The following is a 13,666-nucleotide window of genomic DNA, read 5'->3' on the forward strand; positions in this document are numbered from 1 at the left end:
AGATACTGACCAGCGATTCAGTATCCCGGCGGCGAAGGAGCCCGTATGGCCACCCCCCTGCTGTCCCTGACCTGGACCGATCACCTCACGGGCCGGCAGGGCTTCCTGGTCGTCGACCGGCTGGTGCGCGGAGTCTCCAGCGGCGGTCTGCGGATGCGCGCCGGCTGCACCCTCGACGAGGTCGCGGGTCTCGCCCGCGGGATGACCGTGAAGGAGGCCCTGCACTACGACCCGGCGAACCGCTACGTCCCGCTCGGCGGTGCCAAGGGCGGCATCGACTGCGATCCCCGGGATCCGGAGGCGTACCCGCTGCTGGTGCGCTACCTGCGCGCGATGCGGCCGTACATAGAGAGCTGCTGGACGACGGGCGAGGACCTGGGGCTGACCCAGGACCTGGTCGACCGGGCCGCGGCCGAGGCGGGGCTGGTCTCCTCGATCCAGGCCGTCTATCCGCTGCTGGACGACGAGGCCGAGGCCCGGCGGCGGCTGCGGGACGCGTTCGCGGTCGAGGTCGACGGCATCGGCCTGGACGAACTGGTCGGCGGCTGCGGTGTGGCGGAGGCGGCCCTGGCCGCCCTGGACCGGGCCGGTGTGCCGTACACCGGGACGCGGGTCGCCCTCCAGGGGCTTGGCACCATGGGCGGGGCCACGGCGCGCTTCCTCACGCGCGCGGGCCTCACGGTCGTGGCCGTCGCCGACCTCAGGGGCACGATCACCAACCCGATGGGCCTCGACGTCGAGGCGCTGCTCGCGGCGCGGGACGCCCACGGCACGGTGGACCGCTCCGCGCTGCGCCCCGGCGATCGCGAACTGGCGGGCGACGCCTGGCTGTCGGCCGACGCGGACGTGCTGGTGCCGGCGGCCGTGTCGTACGCGATCGACGCCGGGAACCAGGAGCGGATCACCGCCCGGTGGGTCGTGGAGGCGGCCAACATGCCCGTACGGCCGGAAGCGGAGCCGCTGCTGGCCGCGCGCGGGGTGACCGTACTGCCGGACGTCGTGGTCAACTCGGGGACGAACGCCTGGTGGTGGTGGACGCTGTTCGGGGACATCGGTGCCGACGCCGAGGAGGCGTTCGTGTACACCCGCCGCTCGATGCGGGCGCTGGTCGAGCGGATGCTGGACCGCGCGCGGGCCGACGGGACGACACCGCGCGCCGCCGCCCACGCCATCGCCGCGGACCGGCTGCCGGTGATCGCGGAGCGTTTCGGCTGGTTCCGCTGAGGCGCCCGCCCCTCCTCGACGGCGGTCGTCGCGGGCCCGGCCGGACAGGCCGAAACACCCCGTCGAGGGCCGCACGCGCGTGGGTAGGGTGACGGCGTGACGAGAGTCCGGTTGAGTGTGGCTCAGCGGCGCGGGGATCTGTTGCGGGCCGCCATCGAGCAGATCGAGGCGAGGGGTGTGGCGGCGGTCAGGATCGCCGACGTGGCCTCGGCGCTCGGCGTGAGCAACGCGCTGGTCCTCTATCACTTCTCGTCGAAGGAGCAGTTGGTCGCCGCCGCGTTCCGGCACGCGGCGGAGGGCGACCTGGCGCATCTGCGCAAGCTGCTCGGCCGCCGTTCGCCGGCGCTGCGCCGGCTGCGGTCGGCCGTACGGTGGTACGCCCCCACCGGGCAGGCCAAGGGCTGGCGGCTGTGGATCGAGGGCTGGGCGGCGGCGCTGCGCGACCCCGTGCTGCGGGAGGTCGCCCAGGACCTCGACCGGCAGTGGAAGGCGGCCCTCGCCGAGGTCATCGCGGAGGGCGTGGCGGCGGGCGAGTTCCGCTGTCCGGACCCGGCCGGCACGGCCTTCCGGCTCACCGCCCTCCTCGACGGTCTCGCCGTGCAGCTGACGTCCTACGCCGGCGCGGTGCCGCGAACGCGCGCCCAGGAGTGGGTGGAGGAGGCACTGGCCCGCGAGTTGGGGCCGGCACAGGAGCGGCCGGCGCCCTGAGGGTGCTCCGAAAGCGGCGCCCGTCCCGGTGCGCCCCGGACACTCCGGAAGCCCGGGCCACGACGCGTGCGGGCCGTGCCGGGGTCCCACCCGGCACGGCCCGCACGGGAGCCGACCCCGACACGCGGAAGCCGCTCCCTCACGCCACCGCTGCGATCCGCATCCTGATGTCGTCCGGCGACAGCGCCCCCTTGGCCGTCACATGGTCGCCCGACGACTCGCCGCGCAGCCGGCGCCCGATCCACGGCACCAGGAACTCCCGCGCCCAGGCGACGTTGTCCCGCCGCATGTCGAGAGCGCCGCGCGGGGGCAGCGGGGGCCACGGCTGCTCGGGGTCGGCGGGCACGTCGAGGCCGAGCACCTGGCCCGCGCGGAGCGCCACGCGTGTGTGCCCCTCGGGCGAGAGGTGCAGCCGGTCGGCGTCCCAGGCCCTGCGGTCCTGCACACTGCGCAGGGACCACAGGTCCAGGACCGGGCAGCCGTACCGGTCGGCGATGGCCCGGACGTGTCCGTTGTACGTGGCGATCTTGCCGCGCAGGTGCTTGAGGACGGGCACGCCACGGGTGTCGAAACCGGTCGTCACCATGACCGTGCCGGACACGGCGGTGAGCTGGGCCAGGGCCCGTTCGAAGCGCTCGGCCACCTCGTCCGGGTCGGTGCCGGGCCGGATGATGTCGTTGCCCCCGGCGCAGAACGAGACGAGGTCCGGGGCCATCTCGACGGCCCGCGGCACCTGGTCCGCCACGATCTGGTCGAGGAGCTTTCCGCGTACGGCGAGATTGGTGTACTGGAAGTCGCCCTCGGGCCTGCGGTCGGCGAGCAGGACGGCGAACCGGTCGGCCCAGCCGACGAACGCCCCGTCGGGGCCGGGGTCGCCGACGCCCTCGGTGAAGCTGTCCCCCACCGACACGTACGACCCGATCACTGCTCTGCTGTCACTCTTCGAATCGTCTGCCACAGCGGTCCATGATTCACCTTCGAATGTGACCTACGCGACCGTAGGAAAGGGTTGACGGGCGGTGAGATAAGCCACTCCTAAAGTGTTCACCAACTCCGGAATACACCGCTTGTCAGGGATGTTTCGGGGTGAGCCGCCAGACCCGGAATCCGCTGATCCGGAAATGGCTCCACACGGTCCGGAAGGCGAAGTGCCCACCTGTGTACGGCTGCGGGTCGGTGTGGTCGAAGACGAGCCGGCCGTTGTTCCACCACCGGACCGTGGAGCCGTCGGAGACGATCCGGACGCGGTTCGGCTCGCCCGGGACCAGCAGCGGCTCGGTGTAGTCGAAGACCAGGGGGCGGACACCGGGTTGGCCGACGTAGCGGCGCAGCCGGGTCGTGGTGTTGTGGTTGGCGCCGTAGCCGGCGTAGTACGTCGTGAGGTGGTCGTACTCGTCGAGCGCCCCGCCGCGCGGCGTCGCGAAGAGGTCATCCGGGGAGCGGACGTCGGTCGCGTTCCAGAAGTTGTTGAGGTCGGAGACGCGGTCGTTGGCTCCCCCCTCGGACACCGGCGTGGCGGTGTACTCGAGGACGTACGGGCCGTCGAGACGCCGTGTGAACCAGACGGTCGCCCCGCTCGGTACGTCGATCTCCAGGACGCCGCGCGAGGCGGTGACCGTACCGCCGTCCTGGAGTTCGGTCACCCACTGGGTGAGGCCGTGACGGAAGTCGTCGTGAGCGATGAGCCGTCGGCGCCCGGGGACGGCACTCGCGCTCCCCGTCGGGGCGATGGCCGCCAGGGCGGCTCCTGCTGCCAGGGCTGCGAACGTTCTGCGGGTGGTCGGCACGGGACACAGCTCCTTCAGAAAGCGCTTGCACTCACGATGCGATCACTGTGTCTCAACTGCCGCCCCCTGTCGATCCCTTGAGGCGGTCGACGCAGACACACCGAAGGCCGGACCCGGGGATCGGGGTCCGGCCTTCGGAGGCGTGTCAGGCAGGCGGTCGTGCGGTCGGTCAGCCGACAGAGACGCCGTGCGAGCGCAGGAACGCGACCGGGTCGACGTCGGAGCCGTAGTCCGGCGTGGTGCGGATCTCGAAGTGCAGGTGCGGTCCGGTCACGTTGCCGGTCGCGCCCGACAGGCCGACCTGCTGCCCGGCCGTCACGGTCTGGCCGGCCGAGACGGAGAGCTGGGACAGGTGGGCGTACTGGGCGTAGTGGCCGTCGTTCAGCTTGATGACGACCTGGTTGCCGTAGGCGCCGCCCCAGCCGGCGGAGACGACCTCGCCCGGGCCGACGGCCTTGAGGGACGTGCCGGTCGGTACGACGAAGTCGACACCGGTGTGGTAGCCGCTGGACCACATGCTGCCGGACATGCGGTACGGCGTGCCGACGGTGGCACCGTCCACCGGGAGGGTGTAGCCGCTGGAGTTGCTCTCGGCGGCGGGCTTGGCCGCGGCCGGCTCGGCAGCGGTCTGCGCCTTCGGGGCCGACTCGGCGGCGGACGGCTTCGGGGCCGAGGCCTTCGGCGCGTCCGGGGCGGCGGCCTTCGGCGCGCTCGCGGCCTTCTTGCCGATCGACAGCTTCAGGCCCGGGTGGATCAGCGACGGGTCGGAGCCGACGGCGTCACGGTTGTCCGCGTAGAGCTTCTTCCAGCCGCCGCTGACGTTCTGGTCGTCGGCGATCCTCGCGAGATAGTCGCCGGCCTTCACGGTGTACGTGCGGGGGCCATTGGCCTTTTCGGCGGCCTTCTTCTCGGCGGCCGGAGCGGACTGGACGGCCTTTTCCGGAGCCGTCTCCGGGGTGGCGGCATGAGCGCCGGCGGCCCCCATGAGCGGCAGGGCGAGGGCGGCCCCGCCGGTTCCGGCGACGGCGATGGAGCGGGTGAAACGCTGGGACTTGGGGCGGCGGTGCTTACCCTTCGCGGGCATGGCGAATTCCTCTCCGTCGCCTGCGAGGTGAGCTGTCGGGTGCGGGCTGGAGATGCCCGGCCGCGCCGTGGCGCGGCTTAACCCCAAGCCGTTCCGGGAACCGGAACAGGCGTCTTACCTGTGGGTCCCCCGCTCCTGCCGTACGTCGGGTCAGTGTGTGGGGCTCCGGGCGGCGGCAGGATTAGGCGTCCGTCCGGATTGGTGTGGAACGTAAGCGACCAAGACGCAATAGGACAAGCTTGCGGTTGCCCGTGACGGTGTTTCCCTTGATGCCTCGGCAGATGCGGCGTCACCGAGCGTGGATTACGGATCTCCCGCTTTCCTCAATACCCCTGAATAACGCCAGAATTACGTGAACATGGCAACAACACATCGTCACGAATATGACGATGGTCACGCACCCCGACCTCATCTCCTTTACGATCGGGGCACGTTACCCCTTAGCGGCCGAAGCTCCCTATTCGGACAGAACGACTACTTCCGCTTAAGCCGGACGACTGCGGCGTCCAGGTCTCCACGCAGACCGACCCCCAGTCCGTGATGAAGCAGCACGGCCCCTCGGTGTACTTCGCCGGTTTCGAGGCATTCGTACTCTGCTGCCGGGTCGAGACCGCGCAGCCGGAGTGCCGGTACGCGCTCGCCGTAACGCTGCGCCTGGAGCCAGGCGAGGACGACGGTCTCGTCGCCGAGGACGTACTGCACGGCACTCGATCCACCCTCCGGGGGACGCAGCCGGTAGAGGTCGCCGCGCTGCACCACGGGCCGGATCTCCTTGTAGAGCCCCACCCACTCCCGCGCCTCGGCGAGCTCCTCGCGCGTCCACTTCGTGAGGTCGCCGCCGACGCCCAGCACGCCGGCCATGGCACTGACGAAGCGGAACCGCAGGGAGCTGGCCCGCCGGTTGAGCATGGCGTTCGGACTGTCGGTGACCCAGGCGGCCATGACCCGGGCCGGATGGATCTGACTGAAGCCGTCCTGGATCGCGAGCCGGTCGAGCGGGTCGGTGTTGTCCGAGGTCCACACCTGGTCCGTGCGGCTCAGCACGCCGAGGTCGATCCGGCCACCGCCGCCCGAGCAGGACTCGAAGGCGACTCCCGGGTGGGCGGCCCGCAGCCGGTCCAGCAGGGCGTACAAGCCGTGCACGTGGTCGATCCACAGCCGCTGCGGGTAAGGGTCGTCCGGCCAGCCGGCGTCGGTGAAGCAGCGGTTGAAGTCCCACTTGACGTAGTCGATCGGAGCACTGGAGAGGAGCGCGTCGAGCTGCTCCCACAGGTACTCCCGGACGTCCTCGCGGGCCAGGTTCAGTACGAGCTGATTGCGGAACTCCGTCCGCTTTCGTCCTGGTTGGTACTGCACCCAGTCCGGGTGCGCGCGGTACAGGTCGCTGTCAGGGTTGACCATCTCGGGCTCGACCCAGATCCCGAACTGCATGCCGAGGCCGTGCACGTGGTCGGCGAGCGGCTTCAGTCCGCCCGGGAAGCGGTCGGGGTTCGGGGTCCAGTCGCCCAGTCCGGCCCGGTCGCTGGTACGTGCCCCGAACCAGCCGTCGTCGACCACGAACAGCTCCACGCCCATGGCGGCGGCCCGCTCGGCGAGCGCCCGCTGCTGCTCCTCGGAGATGTCGAACTCGGTCGCCTCCCAGGAGTTGAACAGCACCGGCCGGTCCCGGCCGACGTCCGGGATCACGTACGCCCGCTGGTACGCGTGCCAGGCGCGGCTCGCCCCGCCGAAGCCGCCGTCGCTCCAGAGCCCGGCGAAGACAGGGGTCGTGTACGACTCCCCCGTGCCCAGCATCAGCAGGCCCGAGTCGTCGTGGCCGGCGCCGCCGGTGATCTGCACCCGCGCGTCCGGCAGCTGGGCCACGGCGATGCGCCACGACCCGGACCAGCCCAGGGCACAGCTGTAGACCTCGCCGCGCTCCTCGGTGGCGTCGGTGTCGAGGGCGACCCACGGCAGGTGCTGGTGGGAGGTGTGCCCGCGGCGGCTGCCGATGACCTTCTCGCCATGCGTGAGGGCCGAGCGTGCCAGCCGGGACTCGGCGCCCCAGCGACCGTGCAGCTGGGACAGCCGCCAGGCGTCGCGGTCGGGCAGGGTCCAGGTGGCGGAGTCGGCGCGCAGCAGCTCGACGGCCGGTCCCCGGTTGTCCAGGGTCACCCAGCGCTCGACGACATCCGTCGAGGGGCGCATCCGGTAGTGCAGCGTGACGGTGAGGTCGCCGTCACGGAACCGGAGCCGCAGCTCGCCGTCCTCGGTGTCGTGTCCCACGTGGACCCACTCGGTGCCGCGCCGCCCGGCCGTGCGCACGGACAGGGCGGGGCGGACGAAACGGGGGCCGCCCTCGACCGGGTACTCCTCGCGTCCGTCGAGCGGGGACTCGAAGGGCCAGTAGTCCGGCAGCGGCCGGACGGCGAGGGCCTCGGCGTCGGCGAGGCCGATCCGGGGGCCCCAGTGCAGGTGCAGCAGCTCGTCCCGCTCGGTGACATGGACGGCGTAGCTGCTGGCCGGCCCGGAGAGCACCCACGTACGACCGTCTTCGGAGATGTCCAGCATCGCGCCCTCACAGATTCGAACAAGCCCGACCAGGTGCGACCAGGCGGCAACATCATCAAGGGCCGCGGGGGCTCCGGGCAACGCCTGTGGACAACTCATTGCCCCAGGCAGGCATGTCGTATCGTCGAGTCGTGCCCGCCGACGAGCCGCGGCGGCGGCGCCGAAGGGGAGGAGCCCTCGTGACACAGCAGGTCCCGTCGACCGAGCCCGAGCTGGCCGGAGTGCGCAACTTCCGTGATGTGGGAGGACTTCCGACCGTGGACGGACGGCGCGTGCGCCAGGGAGTGCTGTTCCGCAGCGGCCACCTCGCCCATGCGACCGGGGAGGACGCCGCCTTCCTGACCACGCTGGGCCTGCACACGATCTTCGATTTCCGCAACGCCGCCGACCAGAAGCTCGAGGGGCCGGACGTCGAGCTGCCCGGCGTGCGCAATGTGAACCTGCCGCTGAGCGACCCCGCCGACGGCGCCGAGTTCTGGAAGATGGTCCGCGACGGCGACCTGGACCAGCTGCGCGAGATCCTCTCGGACGGCAAGGGCGCCGGTCGCATGATCGCCTCCTACCGCACGATCATCAAACACCGCACCGACGAGCACTCCCGGGTGCTGCACGCGCTGGCGCAGGACAGCGTCCCCGCGCTGATGCACTGCGCGGCGGGCAAGGACCGCGCTGGTCTGTCCGTGGCGGTGACGCTGCTGGCGGTGGGCGTCGAGCGCGAGGCGATCGTCGAGGACTACCTGAAGTCGAACGCCAAGCACCGCCGTTACAAGGTGCACCGCAGCAGCTCCGCCGCCTCGGCCTACTCCCCCGAGGTCATGGAGCTGCTCAGCCCCCTCTTCGACGCGCGCTCCGAGTACCTGACGGCGGCCTTCGACACCATCGAGGAGACCTGGGGCGGCGTCGACGCCTACCTGGAGAAGGGGCTGAACCTCACCCCGGAGACCCGGGAGCGGCTGCGCGAGCGGCTCGTCGACTGAGACGCCGGGACGGGGCTACTTCGCGCCGAGCGCGAAGAGCAGGTACACGAACGCGGCGAAGATGTGGCCGGCGATGAGGTAGACGAACAGTCTCACCCACAGGGCACGGGGGAACTTCTCCTCCATGTCGCTCATGACGCGTCTCCAGGGGTGGGGCCCAGGCACAGGGCGGCCGTGGGGCTCTGCAGCAGGGTATGGACGAAGAGCAGGTCGACACCGTCGTGGTCCTCGGCGGCGATCCGGTGCGGGGTGAGCGAGTCGAAGTGGGCACTGTCGCCGGCCGCCAGCCGGTGCGTGCTGTCCCCGAGGCGCAGCCGCAGCCGGCCGCGCAGCACATGGAGCCACTCCTCGCCCGGGTGGACGCGCACGACGTCGCCCTGGGAGCCGTACGGGACGTGGACCCGCAGGGCCTGCATCCCGCGGCCCGGGGCACCGGCCTGCCAGTAGGTCCAGCCGCCGGCCGCCGTGGGTTCCATGTCGGCCGCGCGGACGACGGCGTCCCGTCCGGCGACCGTCTCGCCGAGCAGCTCGGCGACGGTCGTACCGTAGACACGGGCGAGCGCGAGCAGCATCGGCAGCGAGGGCTGGCGCTGCCCGGTCTCCAGACGGGAGAGGTGGGCGGGCGACAGCCCGGCGGCGCGGGCCGCGGCCTCCAGGGTGAGGGAGGCCTGGCGCCGCAGGGCCCGCAGCTGGGGCGCGACGGCGGGGAGCGCAGCGGCCGCGGGTTCGGCCGGCGAGTCGGCCCCGGAGGGCCGCTCGGTCTCGGAGGGGCTCATGCCTCCATTCAGCCGGACCTTTGCCTCACCGGCAAATTTCTTGCCCCACAGGCAAACTCGCCGCCTATCGGTTGGCCACCGCCTGCTTGACCAGGGTCTTCCCGAAGTCCCACACCAGCCCGCCATTGTGCGCGTCGTCCATCACCGCCGTGAAGGCGTCGACGAACCGGTCCACCTCGCGTTCGCCGATGATCAGCGGCGGGATCAGCTTGATCACCTCCATGTGATCGCCGGAGACCTGGGTGAGGATCCGGTGCCGCTGCAGCAGCGGCACGACGACCATCTGCGCGAAGAGCCCCTTGCGGGCGGCCTGGAGCATGGCCCAGCGGCTGCGCAGCTTCAGCGACCTGGGGCGTCCGAACTCGATGCCGATCATCAGGCCCCGGCCCCGGACCTCGGCGAGCATCTCGTAGCGGTCCGTGAGCGCGGCCAGCCGGGATCTGAGCCGCTCCCCGGTGGCCCGGACGTTCGCGACGATCTGCTCGTTCTCCATCACCGACAGCACCGCGAGGCCCGCCGCCATGGCCTGCGCGTTGGATCCGAAGCTCGCCGAGTGGACGAGGACGCGGTCCATGGACGAGTAGACCTTCTTGAAGATCCAGTCCTTGCCGATCGTGGCGCCGACCGGGACATATCCGCCGGAGAGCGCCTTGGCTACGCACACCAGGTCGGGCTCCACGCCGTCCTCGTGCTGGTAGGCGTAGAAGTCGCCGGTCCGGCCGAGGCCGGTCTGCACCTCGTCGGCGATGAGCAGCGCCTTGTGCCGGTGCAGCAGCTCCTGGGCGGCCCTCAGCCAGCCGGGCGGGCCCGTGAGGACGCCCTTGCCCTGGATCGGCTCGACGATCAGCGCGGCGACGTCGCCCTTCCTCAGCTCCCTCTCCAGCGCGTCGAGGTCGCCGAGCGGGACGGCCGTGTCGGGCAGCAGCGGGGCGAAGCCGTCACGGAAGCCGGACTCGCCGTTCACGGAGAGGGAGCCGGTGGTCAGGCCGTGGAAGGCGTGCGCGCAGTACAGGACCCTGGGCCTGCCGGTGACGAACCGGGCGAACTTCAGGGCGCCCTCGACGGCCTCGGTGCCGCTGTTGCCGAAGAACACCCGGTCCAGGTGCGGGCTGTGCGCGAGGAGCTTCTCCGCCAGCAGGCCCGGCAGCGGCTGGCAGTCGAAGCGGGTGAGGTCGGCGAGCTGCGCGTCCAGGACGTCGTGCACCGCCTTGCGCACCACGGGGTGGTGGCGGCCGAGGCCCATCACCCCGAACCCGGCGAGCATGTCCAGGTAGTCGTTGCCGTCCGCGTCGTAGAAGTAGGCGCCCTCGGCGCGCTCGTAGACCTTGTCGAAGCCGATGGTGTGCAGCATGCGCGGGAGCTGGTGGTTGAGGTACCGGGTGTGCAGCTCGTAGCGCTCGGCCCCGCGCTCGGCCAGCAGCTTGCCGAGGTCGAACTCCCCGGCCTGCGACGACTCCGACGCGGACTCGGCGGTTGTCATTCCTGGGGCTCCTTGGACAGCTCTTCCTTGACGGCCAGGCTTGCGCCGATCCGTCCGGCGACCTCGACGGGTGTCAGGCCGATGTCGGCGAGCACCTCACCGCGCTTGGCGTGTGCGAGGAACTGCTCGGGGATGCCGAACCGCCGTACCGGCACGTCGACGTCGGCGTCGCCCAGGGCCAGCGCCACGGCCGAACCGACCCCGGCCGCACGGCTGTTGTCCTCGACGACGGCGACCAGGCGGTGCTCGGCGGCAAGGCCCGGGAGCGCCGGGTCGACGGGCTTGACCCAGCGGGGGTCGACGACGGTGCAGCCGATGCCGCGCGCTTCGAGCAGCTCGGCGGCCTGGAGACAGACCGGCGCCATCACGCCGACGGCCACCAGGAGAGCCTGCGGCTGGGCGGAACGGTGAAGCACGTCCAGTCCGCCCACCCGGTCCACGGCCGGGATCGCCGGGCCGACGGACTCCTTCGGGAACCGCAGCAGCGTCGGCGCGTCGTCGACGGCGACCGCCTCGCGCAGCTGGGCCCGCAGCTGGTCGGCGTCCCGTGGCGCGGCGATCCTGAGCCCGGGCACGACCTGGAGGACGGACATGTCCCACATGCCGTTGTGGGAGGCCCCGTCGACACCGGTGATCCCGGCCCGGTCCAGGACGAAGGTCACCCCGCAGCGGTGCAGGGCCACGTCCATGAGCAGCTGGTCGAAGGCGCGGTTGAGGAAGGTGGCGTAGACGGCGACGACCGGGTGCAGTCCGCCCGTCGCCAAGCCGGCCGCGGACACGGCCGCGTGCTGCTCGGCGATGCCGACGTCCCACACCCGGTCCGGGAACCGCTCGGCGAAGGCGCCCAGGCCGACGGGATGCAGCATGGCGGCGGTGATCGCCACCACGTCCTCGCGCTCCTCGCCGATCCTGACGATCTCCTCGCCGAACACCGAGGTCCAGGAGGGGCCGCCCGCCGGGGAGAGCGGTGCGCAGGTCAGCGGGTCCATCACGCCGACGGTGTGGAAGTGGTCCTCCTCGTGGGCGAGGGCGGGCTGGTAGCCGCGGCCCTTCTCCGTGAGACAGTGCACCAGCACCGGCCCGTGGAAGCGTTTCGCGCGCCGCAGCGCGGACTCCACGGCCCCGGTGTCGTGCCCGTCGATCGGCCCCACGTACTTCAGGCCCAGGTCCTCGAAGAGACCCTGCGGGGCGAAGGCGTCTTTGAAGCCCTTCTTCGCGCCGTGCAGGGCCTCGTAGAGGGTGTTGCCGACCAGGGGCGTGCCCTGGAGCAGGTCCTTGCCCCAGGCCAGGACCCGCTCGTAGCCGTCGGTGGTGCGCAGTGTGGCGAGGTGGTTGGCGAGGCCGCCGATGGTGGGGGCGTAGGAACGTTCGTTGTCGTTGACGACGATGATCAGCGGGCGGTTCTTGGCGGCCGCGATGTTGTTCAGGGCCTCCCAGGCCATGCCGCCGGTGAGGGCCCCGTCGCCGATGACCGCGACGACATGGCCCTTCTCGCCCTGCACCTGGCGGGCCTTGGCGAGCCCGTCGGCCCAGCCGAGGGCGGTGGAGGCGTGGCTGTTCTCGATGACGTCGTGCTCGGACTCCTCGCGCGAGGGGTAGCCGGACAGGCCGCCCTTGCCGCGCAGCTTGGAGAAGTCCTGACGGCCGGTCAGCAGTTTGTGGACGTAGCTCTGGTGGCCGGTGTCCCACAGGATGCGGTCGGCCGGCGACTCGAAGACCCGGTGCAGGGCGATGGTCAGTTCCACCACGCCCAGGTTGGGTCCGAGATGGCCGCCGGTCCTGGCGACCGCATGCACCAGGAACTCCCGGATCTCCTCCGACAGTTCCCCTACTTCCGCCTCGGACAGCGCCTTCAGGTCGTGTGGTCCCCGGATGCTCTCCAGAATCGTCACGCTCGGGCCCCCTTCGCATTCCGCGGTGCTCAGCTCACGGTGACGGCCGGCTCCCCCGACCCCACGCCGTCCTGCTCCATCTGCTCGGCGATCTTCATCGCCTCTTCGATCAGCGTCTCGACGATCTTGGACTCGGGGACGGTCTTGATGACCTCGCCCTTGACGAAGATCTGCCCCTTGCCGTTGCCGGAGGCGACCCCCAGATCGGCCTCCCGTGCCTCGCCGGGCCCGTTGACCACACACCCCATGACGGCGACCCGCAGCGGCACCTCCATGCCGTCGAGCCCGGCCGTGACCTCCTCGGCCAGCTTGTAGACGTCGACCTGGGCGCGCCCGCAGGACGGGCACGACACGATCTCCAGCCGGCGCTCCTTGAGCCCGAGGGACTGGAGGATCTGGATGCCGACCTTGACCTCCTCGGCCGGCGGCGCGGACAGCGACACCCGGATCGTGTCGCCGATGCCCCGCGACAGCAGCGCCCCGAACGCCACCGCCGACTTGATCGTGCCCTGGAAGGCGGGCCCGGCCTCCGTCACGCCCAGGTGCAACGGGTAGTCGCACTGCTCGGCCAGCTGGCTGTACGCCTCGATCATGACGACCGGGTCGTTGTGCTTGACGGAGATCTTGATGTCCCGGAAGCCGTGCTCCTCGAACAGGGAGGCCTCCCACAGCGCGCTCTCCACGAGCGCCTCCGGGGTGGCCCTGCCGTACTTCTGGAGCAGGCGCCGGTCCAGCGACCCGGCGTTGACGCCGATGCGGATCGGCGTGCCGTGGTCCTTCGCCGCCTGGGCGATCTCCTTGATCCGGTCGTCGAACTGCTTGATGTTGCCCGGGTTGACGCGGACCGCGGCGCAGCCCGCCTCGATGGCCGCGAACACGTACTTCGGCTGGAAGTGGATGTCCGCGATCACCGGGATCTGCGACTTGCGCGCGATGGTCGCCAGCGCGTCCGCGTCGTCCTGCGTGGGGCAGGCGACCCGGACGATCTGGCAGCCGGACGCGGTCAGCTCGGCGATCTGCTGCAGGGTGGCGCCGATGTCCGACGTACGGGTCGTCGTCATCGACTGCACCGACACCAGGGCCCCTCCCCCGACCGCCACCGGACCGACCTGGATCCGGCGCGAGACGCGCCGCTCGGCGATCGGCCGGAGCGGCACCTCGGGGACGCCCAGCTCAATGGCGGTCATG

12 protein-coding genes and 1 riboswitch are annotated in these 13,666 nt (G+C 71.3%); of the genes, 3 read left to right on the plus strand and 9 right to left on the minus strand.

The genetic code is table 11. From position 1 onward, the window contains the following. Positions 1-45: 45 nt before the first annotated feature. Complete coding sequence (locus BJ965_RS04670) at positions 46-1,224, plus strand: Glu/Leu/Phe/Val dehydrogenase dimerization domain-containing protein (protein WP_184907489.1); 1,179 nt, start codon at positions 46-48, stop codon at positions 1,222-1,224. 96 nt (positions 1,225-1,320) lie between these two features. Continuing rightward, entirely contained in the window at positions 1,321-1,932 is a 612-nt protein-coding gene (locus BJ965_RS04675) for a TetR/AcrR family transcriptional regulator (RefSeq protein WP_184907490.1), read from the plus strand. A gap of 139 nt (positions 1,933-2,071) precedes the next feature. On the opposite strand, the gene BJ965_RS04680 is transcribed toward BJ965_RS04675, so the two are convergent. From BJ965_RS04680 to BJ965_RS04695, 4 genes are all read right to left on the minus strand, one after another. Beyond that, complete coding sequence (locus BJ965_RS04680; protein ID WP_184916770.1) at positions 2,072-2,857, minus strand: SGNH/GDSL hydrolase family protein; 786 nt, start codon at positions 2,855-2,857, stop codon at positions 2,072-2,074. 145 nt (positions 2,858-3,002) lie between these two features. Next, positions 3,003-3,719, minus strand: coding sequence for a DUF6250 domain-containing protein (locus BJ965_RS04685; RefSeq protein WP_184907491.1), 717 nt, complete (start codon positions 3,717-3,719; stop codon positions 3,003-3,005). Positions 3,720-3,888: 169 nt separating this feature from the next. Then, on the minus strand, positions 3,889-4,803 hold the full coding sequence (locus BJ965_RS04690) for a M23 family metallopeptidase (protein ID WP_184907492.1): 915 nt from the start codon (positions 4,801-4,803) through the stop codon (positions 3,889-3,891). Positions 4,804-4,807: 4 nt separating this feature from the next. After that, positions 4,808-4,962, minus strand: a riboswitch (cyclic di-AMP (ydaO/yuaA leader). 315 nt (positions 4,963-5,277) lie between these two features. Continuing rightward, the gene (locus tag BJ965_RS04695; protein ID WP_184907493.1) at positions 5,278-7,353 is read right to left on the minus strand and encodes an alpha-galactosidase; all 2,076 of its coding nucleotides are present in this window, start codon (positions 7,351-7,353) and stop codon (positions 5,278-5,280) included. A 179-nt stretch (positions 7,354-7,532) separates the two neighbouring features. Between BJ965_RS04695 and BJ965_RS04700 the strand changes: the two genes are divergently transcribed. Beyond that, complete coding sequence (locus BJ965_RS04700) at positions 7,533-8,330, plus strand: tyrosine-protein phosphatase (protein ID WP_184907494.1); 798 nt, start codon at positions 7,533-7,535, stop codon at positions 8,328-8,330. 15 nt (positions 8,331-8,345) lie between these two features. Here the strand turns inward: BJ965_RS04700 and BJ965_RS04705 are convergent, their stop codons facing one another. The 5 genes from BJ965_RS04705 to ispG all read right to left on the minus strand — a co-directional run bounded on the left by BJ965_RS04705 (position 8,346) and on the right by ispG (position 13,665). Continuing rightward, positions 8,346-8,465: a DUF6126 family protein gene (locus tag BJ965_RS04705; protein WP_037820178.1), complete on the minus strand. Its 120-nt coding sequence runs from the start codon at positions 8,463-8,465 to the stop codon at positions 8,346-8,348. Continuing rightward, positions 8,462-9,106: a helix-turn-helix domain-containing protein gene (locus BJ965_RS04710; RefSeq protein ID WP_184907495.1), complete on the minus strand. Its 645-nt coding sequence runs from the start codon at positions 9,104-9,106 to the stop codon at positions 8,462-8,464. The genes BJ965_RS04705 and BJ965_RS04710 overlap by 4 nt, the downstream gene beginning before the upstream one ends. 64 nt (positions 9,107-9,170) lie before the next feature. Next, positions 9,171-10,586: an aspartate aminotransferase family protein gene (locus BJ965_RS04715; RefSeq protein ID WP_184907496.1), complete on the minus strand. Its 1,416-nt coding sequence runs from the start codon at positions 10,584-10,586 to the stop codon at positions 9,171-9,173. Further along, positions 10,583-12,478, minus strand: coding sequence for a 1-deoxy-D-xylulose-5-phosphate synthase (gene dxs, locus BJ965_RS04720; RefSeq protein WP_184907497.1), 1,896 nt, complete (start codon positions 12,476-12,478; stop codon positions 10,583-10,585). The genes BJ965_RS04715 and dxs overlap by 4 nt, the downstream gene beginning before the upstream one ends. A gap of 29 nt (positions 12,479-12,507) precedes the next feature. After that, positions 12,508-13,665, minus strand: a complete 1,158-nt coding sequence (gene ispG / locus BJ965_RS04725) for a flavodoxin-dependent (E)-4-hydroxy-3-methylbut-2-enyl-diphosphate synthase (protein WP_184907498.1) — start codon at positions 13,663-13,665, stop codon at positions 12,508-12,510. Position 13,666: the final 1 nt, after the last annotated feature.

The sequence above is a fragment of the Streptomyces luteogriseus genome (assembly GCF_014205055.1).
Taxonomy (GTDB): Bacteria; Actinomycetota; Actinomycetes; order Streptomycetales; family Streptomycetaceae; genus Streptomyces; species Streptomyces luteogriseus.